Raw genomic sequence first — 18,541 nt, 5'->3', positions numbered from 1 at the left:
TCGGCTTCGAGCTGGCCGGCGAGCGATGGCTGTGCTCGGCCCTGGAGTTCGCCTGACCAGCGAGGCGCGCTCGGGTCAGCCGTTGACGCGCGCGGTCAGCCCCGTCGGACCACCCGGTGCACCGTGGCACTTCTTGTACTTCTTGCCCGAGCCGCAGGGGCACAGCTGGTTGCGTCCGGTGCCGGCGAACTCGTCGTCGGCCTGGGTGACCGTGCCGCCGGTGACCTCGACCTCGCCGTCCTCCGACGGCGCGGAGTAGGAGAGGTTCTTCGGCTGCTGAGGAGCGTCGAGCCCCTTCGCCTTGATCAGCGGGTGGTCGGCCTGGCTCTCCTTCGCGGCGTCGCGCGCGGCCCCCATCGCCTCCGGCGCCGAGACGACGTCGAACATGCCGGCGTCCTCGAGCTCGACCGGCGGCTGCTCCTCCTCGATCTGGACCTCGAGGTTGAACAGGAAGCCGACCGACTCCTCCGCGATGCCGTCCATCATGGCCGCGAACATGTCGAAGCCCTCACGCTGGTACTCGACCAGCGGGTCGCGCTGGCTGTAAGCGCGCAGGTAGATGCCCTCGCGCAGGTAGTCCATCTCGTAGAGGTGCTCACGCCACTTCCGGTCGAGGACCGACAGGATCACGCGGCGCTCGAGCTCGCGGATCACCTCCGGCCCGACCTCCTCCTCGCGGCGGTCGTAGGCCGCCTGCGCGTCGGCCTGCAGCTGCTCGACGAGCTCCTCGCGGTCCAGGCCCTCGAGGCCACCGGCCTCCTCCACGAGCTGCTCGTGGTCGAGGGACACCGGATAGAGCTGCTTGAGCGCCACCCACAGGGCCTCGAGGTCCCACTCCTCGGGGTAGTCCTCGGTGGCGGACATGACATAGCCCTTGATCACGTCGTCGATGAAGTCGCGCACCTGCTCCTGCAGGTCGGCACCCTCGAGGACCTGGCGGCGCTCGCCGTAGATCACCTCGCGCTGCCGGTTCATCACGTCGTCGTACTTCAGGACGTTCTTGCGGGACTCGAAGTTCTGCGACTCGACCTGCGCCTGGGCGCTGGCGATCGCGTTGGTGACCCGCTTGTTCTCGATCGGCACGTCGTCGGGGACCTTCAGCACCTGCAGCACCCGGTCGACCCAGTCGGACTTGAACAGCCGCATCAGCTCGTCCTGCAGCGACAGGTAGAACCGCGACTCACCCGGGTCGCCCTGACGGCCGGAGCGACCGCGGAGCTGGTTGTCGATGCGTCGCGACTCGTGGCGCTCGGTGCCGATGACGTAGAGGCCGCCGGCCTCGCGGACGGCGTCGTGCTCGGCGGCGACCTGCTCCTTGACCCGCTCGACGGTGTCGGCCCAGGCGGCTTCGTAGTCCTCCGGGGTCTCCTGCGGGTCGAGCCCCTGCTTGCGGAGCTCCTGGTCGGCGAGGAAGTCGACGGAGCCGCCGAGCATGATGTCGGTGCCGCGGCCGGCCATGTTGGTGGCCACCGTGACAGAGCCCCGGTGGCCGGCCAGGGCCACGACCTTCGCCTCGTCGGCGTGCTGCTTGGCGTTGAGCACGGTGTGCGGGATGCCGCGCTTCTTGAGCAGGCCGGCGAGGTGCTCGGACTTCTCGACGGAGACGGTGCCGACGAGCACCGGCTGGCCGGCGCGGTGCCGCTCCTCGATGTCGGCGACCACGGCGTCGTACTTGGCGTCCTCGGTGCGGTAGACCAGGTCGGCCTGGTCCATCCGCTGCATCGGCTTGTTGGTCGGGATGGGGACCACGCCGAGGCCGTAGATCTTGTCGAACTCGCTGGCCTCGGTCATCGCCGTGCCGGTCATGCCGGCGAGCTTCTCGTAGAGGCGGAAGTAGTTCTGCAGGGTGACGGTGGCGAGGGTCTGGTACTCCTCGCGGATCTGCACGCCCTCCTTGGCCTCGATCGCCTGGTGCAGGCCGTCGTTGTAGCGGCGACCCGACAGCATCCGGCCGGTGTGCTCGTCGACGATCAGCACCTCGCCCTCGAGGACGACGTACTCCTTGTCGTGCCGGAAGAGCTCCTTGGCCTTGATGGAGTTGTTGAGGAAGGAGATCAGCGGGGTGTTGACCGAGTCGTAGAGGTTGTCGATGCCGAGGTGGTCCTCCACCTTGGTGATGCCCGGCTCGAGCACCGAGATGGTGCGCTTCTTCTCGTCGACCTCGTAGTCGACGTCCTTGGTCAGCGTCTTGGCCAGCGCGGCGAACTCGTCATACCAGCGCACCTCGTCCTGGGTCGGGCCGCTGATGATCAGCGGGGTGCGCGCCTCGTCGATGAGGATCGAGTCGACCTCGTCGACGATGGCGTAGTGGTGTCCTCGCTGCACGCACTCCTCGATCGAGCTGGCCATGTTGTCGCGGAGGTAGTCGAAGCCGAGCTCGTTGTTGGTGCCGTAGGTGACGTCGCAGTGGTAGGCCTCGCGACGCTCCTCGGGCTTCATCGACGGCAGGATGACGCCGGTGGTGAGCCCGAGGAAGGCGTAGATGCGGCCCATCCACTCTGCGTGGTACTTCGCGAGGTAGTCGTTGACGGTGACGACGTGGACGCCCTTGCCGGTGAGCGCGTTGAGGTACGTCGGCAGGGTGGCCACCAGCGTCTTGCCCTCGCCGGTCTTCATCTCCGCGATGTTGCCGAGGTGGAGGGCGGCGCCGCCCATCACCTGCACGTCGAAGTGGCGCTGGCCGATGACCCGCTTGGCGGCCTCGCGCACGGTGGCGAACGCCTCGGGCATCAGGTCGTCGAGGGACTCGCCCTTCTCGAGGCGCTCCTTGAGCTCCGCCGTCATCGACTGGAGCTCCTCGTCGGACATCGCGACGAAGTCGTCCTCGATGGCGTTGACGGCCTTGGAGACCGCCTCGAGCTGGCGCAGGATCTTGCCCTCGCCGATGCGGAGGATCTTGTCGAGGATGGCAGGCACGTGCGGGAACTCCTGGGATGGGCACCCCGGACGCGGACTGACCCGGGTGGGCCCGAGCCGGGGACGTGGGAGCGCGGCCGGCAGGCGGCGCCCTCGTCATGCTACCCAGCCTGCCCAGCCGCGAGGGAATCCCCCGCGGGGGTGGTCCGGTCCGGGTCGGCGTCGGAGCTCGGCAGCCGATCCAGGTGCAGCATCCGACCCAGCTCGTCGGCCACGCGGAGCGCCCAGGTGCGGCTGACGTGCTGGCCGTCGTGGAAGGTCACCACCCGGTCGACGACGAAGGCATCGCCCCCGGACGCACACCAGCCGGTTGACGTCGACGTACCGAGCGCCGGCGGCGCGCGCGCCCGCCTCGACGGCGCGGTTGACGGCCCGCACGTGCGGGTCCATCCGACCGGTGCAGTCCGCCATCGTGGCGCCGTCGGCGAGCAGGCAGCCCGCGGGGTCGGACACCGTCGAGACGTCGCCGAGCACCTGCACCTGGGGCCCGAGGGCGTGAGTCTCGGCCGCGAAGGCACGGACGGCCGACCGCCAGGTGGCAGCCGTGCCGGGCTCGGTGAGCAGCTCGTCGGGATAGTCACGGGAGGCGACGAGCACCAGCTCGGGGTCGAGGGTCGCAATCTGCTGCCGCGCCCAGTCGTGCTGTGCCTGGCACTCGGGGAACGCCGGTCCGTCGGGGCCGGTCCGCATCGGGAGGTCATAGGGGGTGCAGCTGAACTTCACCAGCGGCACCACCTCGAACCCACCGCGCCGGCCGAGCCGGTCGAGCGCCGGGAGCCACATGTAGGCGTGCGAGTCGCCGACGACGACCACCCGCTGCGCCGCGCCCACCGTGCCGAGCGGGCACAGGTCGTGGCCGACCTCGGCGTCGTCGGCCACGCAGTCGGCGCCGTACTCCGGCCGGTCGTGGTCGAGGTCGGTCAGGTCGTTCTCGACCGGGAACGGGATCGGTGCGGCCACCTCGGCCCGATCGAGGGCGTCGGCGATCAGGTCGTGGACCCGGTTGCCCGTGCGGGCGGTGCGCTCCGCGGCCGGCACGGCCCTCGGGTCGAACCCGCTGCTGGCGGCCGCCAGCCGGTCGGTGACCCGACCGGCCTGGGCATGGACGGCCAGCACCGCGGTCAGGGTGCAGGCGAGTGCGACCGGCCAGAGCGCCAGCGAGCGGCGCGGCGGGCGCCACCAGCGGCCGGTGCGGAACGGAGCCTCCACCAGGCGGAAGCTCAGCTCGGACAGCGCCGTCGCCGCGCCGACCAGGAGGGCCGTGCGGGGCAGGGTGGGCAGGTCGAGGAGCGGAGCGCCGAGCAGCAGCACCGGCCAGTGCCAGAGATAGAGCGAGTAGGACCGGTCACCCAGCCAGACCATCGGGTCGATCGCGAGCAAGCGCGCCGGTCCCGCGGGCTCGGGAATGCCCACGGCGAGCAGGACGGCGGTGCCGACCACCGGGAGGAGCGCGGCCCACCCGGGGAACGGGGTGTCGTGGCCGAGGAGCAGGGCGGAGCCGAGGACGGCTGCCAGGGCCAGTCCGGCGAGGGTCCCCCGAGCCGCGGCCGGAACGGCGGATGCCCGGCCCGCCAGCACGGCCAGCAGCGCACCGACCGCCAGCTCCCAGGCGCGCGCCGGTGCGGAGAAGTACGCCGCGGTCGGCGCGGTCTCGACGAGGTGCACGGACCAGGCGAACGAGACGACGACCACGAGTGCCAGCGCGCCCGCGAGCACCAGCCGGCGTACCCGCGCGGCGCCGGCCACCGCGGTGAGGGCGACCAACGCGGCGACGAGCAGCGGCCAGACGAGGTAGAACTGCTCCTCCACACCCAAGGACCAGAAGTGCTGCAGCGGCGACGGCGCGGCCTCGGCCGAGAAGTAGTCGGTGCCGGTGCGAGCCGCGTGGACGTTGCCCGCGAAGAGCGCCGCCCAGGCCGCGTCACCGGCGACGCGCAGGCTGCGGGTGAGCGGCAGCAGCAGCGCCGACGCGACCACCGTCGCCACCAGCGCGACCGTCGCCGCGGGCAGGATCCGCCGCGCGCGGCGGGCGTAGAAGTCGCCGATCCGCACCCGTCCGGTGCGCTCGACCTCGCGCAGCAGCAGCGAGGTGATCAGGAACCCCGACACGACGAAGAAGACGTCCACGCCGACGAACCCCCGGCCAGCAGCGGCACGCCCGCGTGGTCGAGGACGACGAGCCCGACCGCCACGGCCCGCAGGCCCTGGACGTCCGACCGGACCGCCGTCCTCGACTCCCACCGTTCCCCACGGCCATGGGATGCCGATGGGGTCGGTTTGGTTGCGGGCGCGGTCCGTCTAGCCCGCCTGCTCCAGCGGAGCCTGCAGTGGCGGCACGCCACCGAGCCGGCGCCGGAAGCGCACGTGCTCGGCGCGGCGGTCTAGGGCCTCCCACAGCGTGCGGTGCGCCGCCCACGGAAGCGGCTCGTCGCCGCGCCGCCAGGAGTCGCCGAACGAGATCCACACCGGGATCCAGTGGTCGGCCAGGTCCCAGGCTCCCTGCGCGGCCATCACCAGCCGGCGGCGGATCTGGAAGGCCTCCCGCGGGCCGTCCGCGCAGATCGGCGCGCTGTGCACCGGCCACACCCGTAGGTCGAGCGACATCAGCTCCAGCTCGAGGTCGGCGAGCGCTGATGCACCAGCACGGTCGCGACGTTCTCGTGCGGACGCCTCACCCGGGCACCGTAGGTCACGGTGTCGGCCTGGCGCCAGGGGTGGGTCTGGCGAGCTGACCGGGTGGCGTTGTCCCGGCAGAGCTCGGTGGCGCTGACGGTGCGCTGATGCTCGTCGGCTCGGCGGCTGACGTAGGTCCCGTGGTGGTGCGGCGCTGGCGTGAGGAGCACGAGTGCCCGCTCCCGCTTGCTGCGGTCCGGCGGGCGCCGGGTCTGCTTCACGGCTCCAGGTGAGGACGCTCGTACTGCGTCTCGACACCGTGACTCCTGGCGTCGGTCCGGGGCCGCATCTGGGGTGTGGGTCGGTCGAAAGTTTCTTTGGTTATTGTCTCACCTGGTGGGACGAACAGGGTCTGAGCAGGCGTGATTGTCGGTGGCGCCTGGTTGGGTTGACCTATGAGCCAGTCAGCCGATCACCGCGCGGAGTCCCGACACCGGGGTCGCCGGATGCGGTGTTGTCGGCTGCCCGCAACCACCAACGGGCGGTGGTGTAGGTGAGGCCGGGCTGCTCGCGTCGGCGGTGGAGTGGGCCGGCGCTGACGAGCCCACCGATCTCGGCGGAGCGGCGTCGTGGTGGGAGGCCGGCCAGGTGCTGCCGCTGGCCGGGGCGGGTGCCCCGGAGATCGCGGAGTACGCGGTGGCGGAGTTCGCCACCGCCCTCGGGCTGACCACCGACAGTGGTCGCCGGTTGATCGGGCACGCCCTCGAGCTCGCCTATCGCCTGCCGGGGTTGTGGGGGCTGGTGCAGGAGGGCCGGGTCCCGGTGTGGCGGGCCCGCCGGTCGCCGACGCCACCACGTGTCTGTCGCAGGCGGGGGCGGGGTTCGTGGACCGTCAGGTCGCCACCGTGGTCGGGCGGGTGTCGGTCCCCCAGCTCGACGCGCTGATCCTGGAAGCCCGTGTCAGGTGGGGTGGCGCGGGAGGACCCCGAGAACCCTACCCCGACGTGCCCGGACACGCGGCGTCGACGTGCATGTGCACACCGATCAGGTGTCCTTCACCGGCACCTGCCAGGTGTCTGGTGAGCTGGACTTGGCCGACGCCCTGCACCTGGACCAGGCGTTGGCGGCCGGTGCGGAGCAGCTGAGGATCGCCGGGTCGACCGAGTCGTTGGATGCTCGCGCGACCGCGTTGGGTGAGATGTCCCGGACCCAGCTCGCCCTCCTACGACGACCCGACCGGCTCGGCCGCTGAGGCGACGGCGCGTCCGCAGCGGCCGGTGACGTTGTTCCTGCACCTCTCCGAGCAGGCGCTCACCGGCGAGGCCGGTGGCCGGGTGGGGCGGTGCGAGAACACCCGCACCCCGATCGACGCCGACACCATCCGGGCCTGGTGCGGCCACCGACGCAACCGTCACCGTCAAGCCGGTCCTCGACCTGGCCGGGCATGTCCGGGTGGATCAGTACGAGGTCCCCGACCGGCTCAAGACCCTGGTCGACCACCGCGACGGCCACTGTGTGTTCCCGTGGTGCGCACCCGACCGGCCCGACGGGTGCGACCACGACCACGTGGTCCCGTTCGACGAGGCACTGACCCCGACCGGGGGCCGACCTGCTCGTGCAACCTCGCCCGCTCTGCCGGAGCCATCATCGGTTGAAGACCCACACCCCATGGCGCTACACCGTCATCGAACCAGGGACCTACCTCTGGACCCACCCCCACGGCTACCGCCTCCTCGTGGACGAGACCGGCACCCGCGATGTGAGTCCCGAGGACCTGCCCATGACGGCCAGCTGCCTCCACCTGGTCGACGGCGACCCCGACCCACCGGACCAGTAGCCACCCCGCCCCGACCCCCCGCCACACCCAGGCACCGGCGGGGCCATCGGCGCGCACCCTTCGCGAACCTGCAGCCGCCCGCCGGTCTCGGCGACGTACACCACGGTCCACGGCGAGGTGGTCCGAGCCGCATGAACCCGGGGAGCCTCGTCAGTCGATCTCTTCGCCCGCCAGCGCCTTGGCGGCCAGCCGCTCCTCCTCGCTCACCTCCCAGACCTCCCAGGCAGCGTGCCCGGCCAGCAGGATGATGAAGCAGCCCAGCACCAGGTCGGGCCAGCCGGAGTCGGTGCCGAGGGTCAGCACCGCCATCGCGATGATGGCGAGGTTGACCAGGACGTCGTTGCGCGCGGAGAGGAACGCCGCCCGGCTCAACGAGCCGCCGTGGTGGCGGACCTGGGAGAGCAGCCAGGCGCTGGTGCCGTTGACGGCGATCGCTCCCAGGGAGGCGAGCACCACCGGCACCACCTCGGGCGGCACCGGGTCGGAGAACCGCTGGACGGCCTGCCAGCCCGCGACCGCCGCCGGCCCGAGGATCACCACGGCCATCGCCTTGCCCATCGCCGCGCGCCGAGCCAGCGGCCAGCCCAGCGCGATGAAGATGAGCAGGTTGATCGAGGTGTCCTCGAGGAAGTCCACGCTGTCGGCCAGCAGGGACACCGAGCCGGCCACCAGGGCGACGGAGAACTCCACGAAGAAGTAGCCCAGGTTGAGCAGCGCCACGATCAGCACCACCCGCCGGAGCCGGCCGGCGTCCAGCGGGGTGTCTCCGGAGCTCACGACGTCTCGGCCTCTCACGGGTGTGCGGACGACCCCACGGTATGCCCGGCTCCACGACGACTGCCGTCGCCCTCCGCCCGGGAAACCCCTTGCGACCGCACCCGGCCCCTGACAGCCTCGGCCCCATGGAGTCGCCACCCAGCGGGCCGCCGTTCGACCAGTTCCTGGCCGCGGCGGAGCAGGTGCCGCGCGAGCGTCCCGACGTCGATGTCGAGGTCGCCCGGGAGCTGATGTTGGAGGCGGCGACGATGGTGCACAACGGGCTGGCGCTGGAGGGGCTGGACGCGCACGACACGGCGTCGGTGTCGGCGTGGCTGGCCGCCGACCTGGTCGCCGTCGATCCCGCGACCGCCGTCCACGACCGCGCCGCGTGGGTGCTGGCGAACCCCTCCGGGCTGCACGACGCCGACTCGGTCTCGCGGTCGTGCCTGATCGCCGCCAGCATCCTCAGGCTCTAGGGAGGCGCCCGTGTACCTCGAGAACCTGGTCTTCGACGCCGTCGAACCCCAGCGGCTGGGTGCCTTCTGGGAGGCGGCGGTCGGCGGGCAGACACTCACCGACGAGCCCGCGGGCTTCGAGACCCGGCTCACCGTCGAGGAAGGACCGGTGCTCGACCTCTGTTTCCAGCGCGTGCCCGAGCGACCGCGGGAGCCGCTTCGCCTGCACCTCGACCTGTTCGGCGCCGACCGGCAGGCCGAGGTGGTGGACCGACTCCTCCGCCTGGGTGCGCACCACCTCGACATCGGTCAGGGAGACACGCCCTGGGTCGTGCTCGCCGACCCGGAGGGCAACCCGTTCTGCGTCATGGAGGAGCGGACGTCGTACGCCGACACCGGGCCGATCGCGGCCCTCCCGCTGTCCTCCGCCGACCCCGACCGCGACGCGGAGTTCTGGGCCTGGCTGACCGGGTGGACCGACGTGGACGGCCTGGCCCCGCGGTCACTCCGTCACCCGTCCCGGCGCGGGCCACTGCTCGAGATGCTTCCGGAGTCGACGCCCAAGACGGGCACCAAGAACCGGCTGCACCTCGACCTCCGCCTGGAGGCGACCGACGACCCCGACGGCCTCGCCGCCGGCATCGCGGAGCGAGGTGGCCGCGAGACCTTCCACCCGGAGTGGGGCGAACTGCCCTGGCGGTTCTTCGAGGACCCGTCAGGCAACGAGCTCTGCCTGCTGCCCGCCCGCGCGGCCGAGCCGGGCTAGCGACCGGCGACCGCCGCCGCCAGCGGCCCGGCCAGGTCTCCGCGCGGCTCCACCACGATCCCCGACAGGCCCAGCCAGCCGGCCATCCGCTCCAGCTCGGCGGCCAGCTCCTCGGCGGTCTCGGGTGGCGCGGCCGGCTCGGCATAGGCGCCGCGCACCAGCAGCAGCCCCGCGGCCCGGTCGGCCTTCAGGTCGACCCTGCCGACCAGCGACTCGCCCAGCAGGAACGGCAGCACGTAGTAGCCGTGCACCCGCTTCTCGGGCGGGACGTAGATCTCGATCCGGTAGAAGAAGTCGAACAGCGCCTCGGTGCGCGCCCGCTCCCAGACCACCGGGTCGAACGGGCTGAGCAGCGTGCGCGCGCGGATCCGGCGCGGGCGCGCCGCCTCGGCCCAGAGGTACGCCGGCCGCGACCAGCCCTCGACCCGGGCCCTCAGCAGCTCTCCGGTCTCCACGAGCACGTCGGCGGCGGCCGTGGTGTCGCCGACCGACATCCGGTAGTAGTCCGCCAGGTCGCGGGCCGTCGCGATGCCGTGGGAGCGGGCCGCGCGCCGCACCAGCTCGATGTGTGCGGCGTCGACCGACGGGGTCGGCAGGGCCAGCACCTCGGTGGGCAGCACCCGCTCGGGCAGGTCGTAGAGGATCTCGAACTGGCTGTTGCGGCCGGCGATCGCGAGCTCGCCGGCCATGTAGAGGAAGTCGAGGACCCGCCGGGTCTTCGACCAGTTCCACCCCCAGTGCTCCTTGACGCGGGGCAGCCCGTCGTCGAGGTCGCGCGCGGTGGACGCCCCCAGCTCGCGCACCTCGGCGACCAGGCTGCGCTCCATCTCGGCGTCCTCTGCGACGAACCCCCACTTGCCGCGGCGGGCACGGTAGAACTCCATCCGGTGCCGCATCACCGGCCACAGGTCGACCGGCATCAGCGCCTGGACGTGCGCCCAGTACTCCACCAGCCGGCGCGGGCGACGGGCCGAGGCCCGGGTCAGCAGCTCCGGGTCGTAGGGCCCCATCCGCGAGTAGAGCGGCATGTAGTGGGCACGCTGCAGCACGTTGACCGAGTCGACCTGGAGCACGCCGGTGCGCTCCACGGTGCGGGCCAGCGTGCGCATCGTCGGGCTGGCATGCGGTCGGTCGGTGAACCCCTGGGCGGCCAGCGCGACCCGGCGCGCCTGGGTGCGCGACAGCTCCACCACCATGGCGCCCGCGCGGTCAGGGGATGTCGAGCAGCTTCTCGCGGACGGCGTACATGACCGCCTCCATGCGGGAGTGCAGCTGCAGCTTCTCGAGGATGTTGCGCACGTGGTTCTTGACGGTGTTCTCCGAGATGAACAGCTCCTTGGAGATCTCCCGGTTGTTCATCCCCTTGGCCACCAGCCGGAGCACCTCGAGCTCGCGGTCGGTGAGCCGCAGGCCGGGCACGCTCTCGCGGTCGGGCTTGCTCATCTGCTTGAACTCGTCGATCAGCTTCACCGCCATCGACGGGCTGATCAGCGACTGGCCGTCGGCGACCACGCGCACCGCCTGGGCGACCTCCTCGATCGAGGAGTCCTTGAGGAGGTAGCCGGACGCACCGCCCTTGACCGCCTCGTAGAGGTCGGCCTCCTCGTCGGACACCGTCAGCATGATGATCTTGGCCGACGGCACGGCCTCCTTGATCTGCGTGCACGCCTCGATGCCGGTGCGCTTGGGCATCCGGACGTCGAGCAGCACCACATCGGGCATGGTGCTCACCGCGAGCTGGGTGCCCTCCACCCCGTCGCCGGCCTCACCCACGACCTCGATGCCCTCTTCGGCCACGAGCAGCATCGTGAGACCCCGTCGGAACAACTCTTGGTCGTCGACGACGAGGACACGGATCGGCTCGGCCGCCCCACCAGCTTGGCCACCTGTTCCCTGACTCACAGTTGAATCATGTCAGACCTGGCGGCCGGAGTGGGTCAGCCCTCGCTGTCGAGGTCGAGGGAGATCACGCCGTAGTCGTAGGCGCGCCGGCGGTAGACCACCGAGGGACGCTCGGACTCCTTGTCGACGAACAGGTAGAAGTCGTGACCGACCAGCTCCATCTCGTAGAGCGCCTGGTCGAGGGTCATCGGGGAGCCGAGGTGGGTCTTCTCCCGCACCACCAGCGGGCCGTCGCCGGTCACCGTGATCGGCCCGACGCGACGCTCGGTCTCCACCTCGGCGTCGTCGGTCGGCGACTCGTCGAGATCGGCCGCCGGAGTCGCCGCCTGCCCCAGGGGCACCCGCTGCTGGCGCCCGCGGACCCGCCGGTCGGCCGCGCGCCGCATCTGCGAGGTCATCTTGTCGAGAGCCAGGTCGAGCGCCCCCATCTTGTCGCCGGCCGCTGCCTCGGCGCGGATCACCGGCCCGCGGGAGACGGCCGTCAGCTGCACCCGCACCGCCCGGTCGTGCTGCCGCGGGTTGCGCTCCTGCTCCACCTCGACGTCGACCCGCATGATGTGGTGATCGTGCTTCTCCAGCCTCGACAGCTTCTCGGTGACATGACTGCGGAACCGGTCCGACACCTCACAGTGCCGACTCTTGACCACGACCTCCATGCGAACCTCCTGATGTCTCAGCTGGGACCCGGACGGCACCCGCACCGCGCGGGCGTACGACGACGCGCGCGGACCGGGTCCGTCATGAGAGAGGAGCAGACCGGCTCCTGGGCGCAGGCCTCGGGTGCCGACGAGGCTCCCCGAACCGTGCTCATACTCCGACGCTAACCCCTCCCTGGTCGTCGTGGAAGCGGCGGGTCGAGGACGGCCGGTCTCCGGCCGCCGCTGTCTGGTCCACCTCGTCCGACCGCCTCCGGGTGGCCGCGACGGTGGCGATCGCGCTCACCGGGAGGCCCACCGCCTCCAACGCCCGCTGTGCCTCGCGGGCCGTCGCGCCGGTGGTGATCACGTCGTCGCAGACGACCACGCGCACCCGAGCGACGGGCCGCGCGGCCCGGGCCAGCCGCTCCGGCGGGACCCACAGCGAGTGCGTCAGGTTGGCGGCGCGCTGGCGCGCATCGAGGCCGGCCTGGTCGAGCACCCCGGTCCGCATCGCGAGCAGCGGGACCTCCCGCACCGGGCGGTCCTGGCCGCGGAGCGCCCTGCCCGCCGCCGCGACCAGCCGCGCCGTGGCGTCGTGGCCACGCTCGCGCACCGCCGACCGCCGGGAGGGTGCCGGGACCAGCAGCACCGGGTCGTCGCCCGGGACGGCCGCTCCGACGGCCAGCGACAGCAGCTCGCCCAGGGGGCCGGCGAGGGCGAGCTGCCGACGCTCCTTGTGGCCCAGCAGCAGCGCGCGCAGGGTGCCGGCGTAGTCCCCCAGCGCCCAGGGTGGAGCGAGACCGGCCGGCGTGGGAGTCGGCCAGGCCGGCCTCGGCGACCGGGGCAGCACCGCTCGGCAGGCCCGGCAGAGCACCCGGCCAGGGCGGGCGCACCCACAGCAGCGCCCGCCGAGCAGCAGGTCGCGAGCGGCGTCGTTCAGGGTGGTCACCCGCCCAGTCCAGCGCGGCACGGCGCCGACCGCGACCCGGGGCGCGACACCTGTGGACAACCCTCCGTTGGCCTCGGCCTGGGGACGGATCGAGGCTCAGCCCGGGTAGGTGAGGGTGCGCAGGTCCACGCCGTCGAGGGACCGGGACAGCTCGTTGCCGGCCGAGTCGACCACGCTCCGCGGCCGCGCGCCGATGGCGTACCACGGCTCGCCGGGGGCCGGCGACCCCGCCAGCCAGCGCATCCGGCCGGACACGATCGTGCCGCCGGGCAGGCCGCTCGACGGTGACCCGTCGATCGGGAGCGGGCGCACCTCGACGGCCCCGGGGGTGACCTCGGCCAGCACCAGCAGCGCGATCGGCGAGCTCCACGACAGGTCGCTGATCCGGCTCGGGAGCAGCTCGTCGAACGGCATCGTGCGCGCCGGAGTGGCGCTCACCCGCCCACTGTCGCTCACCTGGATCCGGCTCTGCCGCAGCACGTCCCGCTCGGGTCCGCGGACCACGGCCACGAACCGGGTGCCGTCGCGCGACACCACGAACGACTGGACCTCGCGCCCGCTCACCCCCCGGATCGTGACCGGGCGGACCCGGCCCTTCTCGACGATGGAGATCAACGCGCCCCCGGCCCGCCGATCGACCAGCCACAGGCGGCCCGCGAGGTCCCAGCCCGGCGGCAGCAGGTCGGTGGCTCCGTCGACGACCTGCTTCGCGGTGTCGGACTGGTCGTCGCGCAGCGGCCCCACCAGCACCCGGTCGCCCGCGGTGCCGACCCCCGCGACGCGAGCGCCCGTGGGGTCGACCGCGATCGAGCGCAGGCCGAGCCTGGTCCGCCCGAACGGACCGTTGACGGCGACCGGGTCGTCCAGCGGACCGGACACCAGGAGGCCGTCGCGCAGGGCGAACGGCTCACTCGGCGCGCTGCTGCCGGTCGGGTCGTACTCCGGGCTCGACTTCACCGGCACCTGGTCGGCGGTCCCGTGCGCCAGGCGCAGCGGGCCGTCGTTGAAGGTGACCTGGAGGTACTTGATGCCCGGCACCTGCTGGAGGGTCCAGGTCAGCTGCGCCAGCATCAGCTCCGCCCCCCGGGCGTTGGGGGGCGAGGAGTCGCTCTGCAGGGCGATCTCGGCGCGCCCGTCCGCCGCGACCGTGACCGGCCGCACCGTGGTGCCGGCCGGGAAGTAGCCACGCTCGACGTCGGCCAGCTCGGGGCTCGGGCCCGCGACCAGGTCGCTGACGAGGTACGTCGGCAGCTGGTCGCCGCTGGGCAGGTAGACGGGCTCGGGGACCAGCACCTCGCCGGCGGGGTTGAAGAAGTAGACCGACACCTGGTCGAACCGCTCCGCGAACCAGGCGTCCCGGACGATCAGCGCGTTGGGCGCCTCGGCGATCCGCCACTCGCCGTCCTCGCGGACCATCGGGAGGTCGAGCTGGAGCGGCTCGTCGGTCTTCGAGAGCGGCCCGAGCCAGCTGCCCCGGCTGTCGAACTGGCCCGCGTCGTCGAGGTCGATGCTGACGTCGACGGGAGCGGTGCGGTCGGTGCCGGCGCCGGTGGGCGCGGACCGGCTGCCGTAGACGATGGTGCCGAGCGACGGGTCCCACGACGACGAGATCTCCTGCGAGAGGAACTCCCGGGCGACCTTGGTCGAGATCGGCGAGGCCTCCATCGCATCGAGGAAGTGCACGGCGATGTCGCGCGCCGACTCACCGGGCTGCGGCGGCCGCACCACGATGTCCGCCGGGGCCTCCGACTCGCCGGCGCCCGGGTCGTCGACCTCGGTGAGCGTCCCGGAGGTGGGCATGGACAGACAGCCCGTCAGCGCAGCGAGGAGCACCACGAGGACCGAGAGGCCGGCGCGCAGTCGACGAGTCACACCGCCACCTCCGCGTCCTCGGGCACCAGCGGGAGCGGGCTGTGCCGCAGCTCGTCGCCGACCTTGCGCGGCAGGGTGAGGCGGAACTGGGACCCGCCTCCTGGCTCACCCCACGCCTGCAGCCAGCCGCCGTGGAGGTGGGTGTCCTCCATCGCGATCGACAGCCCGAGGCCGGTGCCGCCGCTGGTGCGGGCCCGGGCCGGGTCGGCCCGCCAGAAGCGGTTGAAGACCATCGCCGACTCCTCGGCGGACAGCCCGACCCCGTGGTCGCGCACGGCGATGGCCGCCGCCTGGTCGTCATGGGCGACCCGGACCAGCACGTCGCGCGACTCCGCGTGGTCGATGGCGTTGGTGACCAGGTTGCGGACGATCCGCTCCACCCGTCGTACGTCGGCCTCGGCGAGGCACGGCTCGGGCGGTGCCTCGACCAGCACCCGGACCCCCCGCTGGTCGGCGAGCACCTGGGTGGCGGCCACGACCCGCTGGGCCACGTCGGTGAGGTTGACGTCCTCGGTCTCCAGCGCGGCCGCTCCGGCGTCGAACCGGCTGATCTCCAGGAGGTCGGCCAGCAGTCCCTCGAAGCGGTCGAGCTCGGTCTGCAGGAGCTCGGCGGCCCTGGCGGTCGCGGGGTCGAAGCTCTCGCGGGCGTCGTGGAGCACGTCGCCGGCCATCCGGACCGTGGTGAGGGGGGTGCGGAGCTCGTGCGACACGTCGGACACGAAGCGGCGCTGCACCCGGCTCAGCTCCTCGAGCAGCCGGATCTGCCGTTGCAGGTTGGCCGCCATCTGGTTGAAGGAGGTGGCCAACCGGGCCAGGTCGTCCTCGCCGCGCACCCGCAGCCGCTCCTGCAGCTGCCCGGCCGCCAGCCGCTCGGCCACCCGCCGCGCCATCCGGACCGGCGTCACCACCTGCCGGGTGACCAGCCAGGTCAGCACGGCGACCAGCACCATCAGCAGCAGCCCGGCGGTGAGCATCGCCCGGGTGACCAGGGCGAGGGTGTCCTCCTCGTCCTGCAGCGGGAAGAGGTAGCAGACCGTGTAGGGCTCGTTGTCGGCCGGCAGGATCACCCGCGAGCCGACGACGACGCCGGGCTGGTCGGGCTGACCGTCCCGGCGGATGGTGGTGTAGGTCCACGCGGTCGTCCCGGAGCTGGCGAAGTGCTGGAGCAGCGACGGCGGCAGGCTCTTCTCGAGGTCGAGGCCGGGCGTGGAGTAGGTCTGCAGCGGCACGCCGGTGTCGTCGGCGACCCCCGGCGAGACCAGGACCACGTCGAACCCGCGGAGCCGGCCGCGGTCGAGGATCGGGTCGAACAGCTCGCGGCGCTGGCCGGCGGCGTCACCGCTGGTGCCGGGGACGCTCTGCAGTCGGGTCCGCGCGGCGGCGGTCTCGGCGCTGGCCTCCGCCACCACGGTCTTGACCCGCTGGTCGAGCAGTCCCTCGCGGGTCTGCTGGAGCAGCACCCAGCCGACGCCGGCGGAGACGAGCGCGGACAGGATGACGGTGCTCGCCACGACGCGGGCGGCGATGGAGCGACGCCAGAACGTCAGCCACCGCGCCGCCGCCTGGGGAAGGGGGGTTCGGGCCATCGACGTGGTGCTACGCCGACCCGGCCTTGTAGCCCACCCCGCGCACGGTCACCACGATCTCCGGCCGCTCGGGGTCGTGCTCGACCTTCGAGCGCAGCCGCTGCACGTGCACGTTGACCAGGCGCGTGTCGGCGGAGTGTCGGTAGCCCCACACCTGCTCGAGCAGCACCTCGCGGGTGAAGACCTGCCAGGGCTTGCGGGCCAGGCAGACCAGCAGGTCGAACTCCAGCGGGGTGAGGTTGACCGGCTCGTCGCCGCGGGTGACGGCGTGGCCGGCCACGTCGATGAGCAGGTCGCCGACCTTGAGCATGTCGGAGCCGTGCTCGGGCAGCCGGCGTACGCGCGCGCGGATGCGAGCCACCAGCTCCTTGGGCTTGAACGGCTTGACGATGTAGTCGTCGGCGCCGGACTCCAGCCCCACCACGACGTCGAGCGTGTCGCCCTTCGCGGTGAGCATCACGATCGGCACACCGGACTCGGCGCGGATCTCCTTGCAGACGTCGATCCCGTCGAGACCCGGCAGCATCAGGTCGAGCAGCACCAGGTCGGGGTGGTAGTCGCGGAACGCGGCCAGCGCCTCGTCGCCGCGGGCGCACACCTGGGAGTCGAACCCCTCCTGGCGCAGCACGATGCCCAGCATCTCGGCGAGCGAGGCGTCGTCGTCGACGACCAGGATCCGTCCCCGTGCTCCGGGGTCGGTGGTCGGCGTGGTGGAGCCGGCTGTCATGGGGTCCAGTGTGCCAGGGATCAGTAGCGGTACTGGTCAGGCTTGTAGGGCCCCTCCACCGGCACGCCGAGGTAGCTGGCCTGGCCCGGGGTCAGCTCGGTGAGCACGACGCCGAGCGAGGCGAGGTGGAGCCGAGCCACCTCCTCGTCGAGGTGCTTGGGCAGCACGTAGACCCCGACCGGGTAGTCCTCGTTCTTGGTGAACAGCTCGATCTGCGCGAGAACCTGGTTGGTGAAGGAGTTCGACATCACGAACGACGGGTGGCCGGTCGCGTTGCCGAGGTTCATCAGCCGGCCCTCGGAGAGCACGATCACGCTGTTGCCCTCGGGGAAGGTGAAGACGTCGACCTGCGGCTTGACGTTCTTGCGGACGACACCGGGCCACGACTCGAGGCCGGCCATGTCGATCTCGTTGTCGAAGTGGCCGATGTTGCCGACGATCGCCTGGTGCTTCATCCGGCTCATCTGCTCGGCCGTCACGACGTCGCGGTTGCCGGTCGCGGTGATCACGATGTCGGCGGTGGGCAGGATCTGCTCCAGCGTGGTGACCTGGTAGCCGTCCATGGCCGCCTGCAGCGCGCAGATCGGGTCGATCTCGGTGACCACCACGCGGGCGCCCTGGCCGCGCAGCGACTCGGCGCAGCCCTTGCCGACGTCGCCGTAGCCGCAGACCACGGCGACCTTGCCGCCGATCAGCACGTCGGTGGCCCGGTTGATGCCGTCGACCAGGGAGTGCCGGCAGCCGTACTTGTTGTCGAACTTCGACTTGGTCACCGAGTCGTTGACGTTGATGGCCGGGAAGAGCAGCGTGCCTTCCTTCATCATGTCGTAGAGCCGGTGCACGCCCGTGGTGGTCTCCTCGGTGACGCCCATGATCTCGTTGGCGACCTTGGTCCACCGGTCGGCGGACTCCGACAGCGACTGCGCGACCACCGAGAAGACGATGCGCTGCTCGGCGGAGCCGGCGGTCTCGGGGTCGGGGGCCACACCGGACTTCTCCGCCTCGACACCGAGGTGGACCAGCATCGTCGCGTCGCCACCGTCGTCGAGGATCATGTTGGGGCGCAGCTCGTGGCCGTCGGCGTCGGTGCCCCAGCTGAGGATCTGCTGGGTGCACCACCAGTACTCCTCCAGCGTCTCGCCCTTCCAGGCGAACACCGGGACGCCGGCCGGCGACTCGGGCGTGCCCTCGGGGCCCACCGCGACCGCGGCGGCCGCGTGGTCCTGGGTCGAGAAGATGTTGCAGGACGCCCAGCGCACCTGCGCCCCCAGCGCCACCAGCGTCTCGATGAGCACCGCGGTCTGCACGGTCATGTGCAGGGAGCCGGCGATCCGGGCTCCGGCCAGCGGCGCGCTGTCGGCGAAGCGCTCGCGCATCGCCATCAGTCCGGGCATCTCGTGCTCGGCGAGCGAGATCTCGGTGCGACCGAAGTCGGCGAGGCTGAGGTCGGCGACCTTGAAGTCCATGTGGGCGTTCCTCCGGGGTCTGGTCCCGCGGTACGGCCCGTGCCGTACCGGGTCG

General features: G+C 72.1%; 18 protein-coding genes. 5 read left to right on the top strand and 13 right to left on the bottom strand.

Annotation, left to right across the window (positions count from 1 at the left end):
- Window positions 1-75: 75 nt before the first annotated feature.
- The 4 genes from secA to R2740_RS02365 form a co-directional block, all read right to left on the bottom strand.
- Window positions 76-2,916: a preprotein translocase subunit SecA gene (gene secA / locus R2740_RS02380; protein WP_371301079.1), complete on the bottom strand. Its 2,841-nt coding sequence runs from the start codon at window positions 2,914-2,916 to the stop codon at window positions 76-78.
- A gap of 96 nt (window positions 2,917-3,012) precedes the next feature.
- Window positions 3,013-5,043, bottom strand: coding sequence for an acyltransferase family protein (locus tag R2740_RS02375; protein WP_371301078.1), 2,031 nt, complete (start codon window positions 5,041-5,043; stop codon window positions 3,013-3,015).
- A gap of 171 nt (window positions 5,044-5,214) precedes the next feature.
- On the bottom strand, window positions 5,215-5,520 hold the full coding sequence (locus R2740_RS02370) for a hypothetical protein (RefSeq protein WP_371301077.1): 306 nt from the start codon (window positions 5,518-5,520) through the stop codon (window positions 5,215-5,217).
- The gene (locus R2740_RS02365) at window positions 5,520-5,810 is read right to left on the bottom strand and encodes a hypothetical protein (protein ID WP_371301076.1); all 291 of its coding nucleotides are present in this window, start codon (window positions 5,808-5,810) and stop codon (window positions 5,520-5,522) included. The genes R2740_RS02370 and R2740_RS02365 overlap by 1 nt, the downstream gene beginning before the upstream one ends.
- A 298-nt stretch (window positions 5,811-6,108) precedes the next feature.
- Here R2740_RS02365 and R2740_RS02360 point away from each other — a divergent pair, with 298 nt between their 5' ends.
- The 3 genes from R2740_RS02360 (at window position 6,109) to R2740_RS02350 (ending at window position 7,366) form a co-directional block, all read left to right on the top strand.
- Window positions 6,109-6,474, top strand: a complete 366-nt coding sequence (locus R2740_RS02360; RefSeq protein WP_371301075.1) for a hypothetical protein — start codon at window positions 6,109-6,111, stop codon at window positions 6,472-6,474.
- 103 nt (window positions 6,475-6,577) lie between these two features.
- The gene (locus R2740_RS02355; RefSeq protein WP_371301074.1) at window positions 6,578-6,781 is read left to right on the top strand and encodes a hypothetical protein; all 204 of its coding nucleotides are present in this window, start codon (window positions 6,578-6,580) and stop codon (window positions 6,779-6,781) included.
- A 399-nt stretch (window positions 6,782-7,180) separates the two neighbouring features.
- The gene (locus R2740_RS02350) at window positions 7,181-7,366 is read left to right on the top strand and encodes a hypothetical protein (RefSeq protein WP_371301073.1); all 186 of its coding nucleotides are present in this window, start codon (window positions 7,181-7,183) and stop codon (window positions 7,364-7,366) included.
- Window positions 7,367-7,516: 150 nt separating this feature from the next.
- Here R2740_RS02350 and R2740_RS02345 read toward each other — a convergent pair whose 3' ends face one another.
- Window positions 7,517-8,143 carry a cation transporter gene (locus R2740_RS02345; protein WP_371301072.1) on the bottom strand — a complete coding sequence of 209 codons (627 nt, stop codon included), beginning with the start codon at window positions 8,141-8,143 and terminating at the stop codon, window positions 7,517-7,519.
- Between the two features lie 125 nt (window positions 8,144-8,268).
- Here R2740_RS02345 and R2740_RS02340 point away from each other — a divergent pair, with 125 nt between their 5' ends.
- The gene (locus tag R2740_RS02340; RefSeq protein WP_371301071.1) at window positions 8,269-8,601 is read left to right on the top strand and encodes a hypothetical protein; all 333 of its coding nucleotides are present in this window, start codon (window positions 8,269-8,271) and stop codon (window positions 8,599-8,601) included.
- 10 nt (window positions 8,602-8,611) lie between these two features.
- Complete coding sequence (locus R2740_RS02335; RefSeq protein ID WP_371301070.1) at window positions 8,612-9,346, top strand: VOC family protein; 735 nt, start codon at window positions 8,612-8,614, stop codon at window positions 9,344-9,346.
- On the opposite strand, the gene R2740_RS02330 is transcribed toward R2740_RS02335, so the two are convergent.
- From R2740_RS02330 to ahcY, 8 genes are all read right to left on the bottom strand, one after another.
- Complete coding sequence (locus R2740_RS02330; protein WP_371301069.1) at window positions 9,343-10,542, bottom strand: winged helix-turn-helix domain-containing protein; 1,200 nt, start codon at window positions 10,540-10,542, stop codon at window positions 9,343-9,345. The genes R2740_RS02335 and R2740_RS02330 overlap by 4 nt on opposite strands.
- Before the next feature lie 13 nt (window positions 10,543-10,555).
- On the bottom strand, window positions 10,556-11,248 hold the full coding sequence (locus R2740_RS02325) for a response regulator (protein ID WP_371301068.1): 693 nt from the start codon (window positions 11,246-11,248) through the stop codon (window positions 10,556-10,558).
- 35 nt (window positions 11,249-11,283) lie between these two features.
- Window positions 11,284-11,904, bottom strand: a complete 621-nt coding sequence (hpf, locus tag R2740_RS02320; protein WP_371301067.1) for a ribosome hibernation-promoting factor, HPF/YfiA family — start codon at window positions 11,902-11,904, stop codon at window positions 11,284-11,286.
- Between the two features lie 151 nt (window positions 11,905-12,055).
- Complete coding sequence (locus R2740_RS02315) at window positions 12,056-12,835, bottom strand: ComF family protein (RefSeq protein WP_371301066.1); 780 nt, start codon at window positions 12,833-12,835, stop codon at window positions 12,056-12,058.
- Window positions 12,836-12,931: 96 nt separating this feature from the next.
- The gene (locus R2740_RS02310) at window positions 12,932-14,707 is read right to left on the bottom strand and encodes an LpqB family beta-propeller domain-containing protein (protein WP_371301065.1); all 1,776 of its coding nucleotides are present in this window, start codon (window positions 14,705-14,707) and stop codon (window positions 12,932-12,934) included.
- Complete coding sequence (gene mtrB, locus R2740_RS02305) at window positions 14,704-16,293, bottom strand: MtrAB system histidine kinase MtrB (protein ID WP_371301064.1); 1,590 nt, start codon at window positions 16,291-16,293, stop codon at window positions 14,704-14,706. The genes R2740_RS02310 and mtrB overlap by 4 nt, the downstream gene beginning before the upstream one ends.
- Window positions 16,294-16,303: 10 nt before the next feature.
- Complete coding sequence (mtrA, locus tag R2740_RS02300; protein WP_371301063.1) at window positions 16,304-17,020, bottom strand: MtrAB system response regulator MtrA; 717 nt, start codon at window positions 17,018-17,020, stop codon at window positions 16,304-16,306.
- Window positions 17,021-17,040: 20 nt separating this feature from the next.
- Window positions 17,041-18,486 (bottom strand): adenosylhomocysteinase, encoded by a 1,446-nt coding sequence (gene ahcY / locus R2740_RS02295; RefSeq protein WP_371301062.1) that lies wholly within the window; start codon window positions 18,484-18,486, stop codon window positions 17,041-17,043.
- Window positions 18,487-18,541: the final 55 nt, after the last annotated feature.

It is taken from the genome of Nocardioides sp., from assembly GCF_041393715.1.
Classification (GTDB): domain Bacteria; phylum Actinomycetota; class Actinomycetes; order Propionibacteriales; family Nocardioidaceae; genus Nocardioides.
The sequence above is the reverse complement of the archived record's forward strand: the minus strand, read 5'-3'. Positions and strand labels throughout refer to the sequence as shown.

What these genes read in the sequence shown, in the direction of transcription:
- R2740_RS02370 (WP_371301077.1), bottom strand. Translation starts at nt 5,520, where the DNA reads ATGTCGCTCGACCTACGGGTGTGGCCGGTGCACAGCGCGCCGATCTGC.
- R2740_RS02340 (WP_371301071.1), top strand. Translation starts at nt 8,269, where the DNA reads ATGGAGTCGCCACCCAGCGGGCCGCCGTTCGACCAGTTCCTGGCCGCG.
- R2740_RS02330 (WP_371301069.1), bottom strand. Translation starts at nt 10,542, where the DNA reads ATGGTGGTGGAGCTGTCGCGCACCCAGGCGCGCCGGGTCGCGCTGGCC.
- hpf (WP_371301067.1), bottom strand. Translation starts at nt 11,904, where the DNA reads ATGGAGGTCGTGGTCAAGAGTCGGCACTGTGAGGTGTCGGACCGGTTC.
- mtrB (WP_371301064.1), bottom strand. Translation starts at nt 16,293, where the DNA reads ATGGCCCGAACCCCCCTTCCCCAGGCGGCGGCGCGGTGGCTGACGTTC.
- mtrA (WP_371301063.1), bottom strand. Translation starts at nt 17,020, where the DNA reads ATGACAGCCGGCTCCACCACGCCGACCACCGACCCCGGAGCACGGGGA.
- ahcY (WP_371301062.1), bottom strand. Translation starts at nt 18,486, where the DNA reads ATGGACTTCAAGGTCGCCGACCTCAGCCTCGCCGACTTCGGTCGCACC.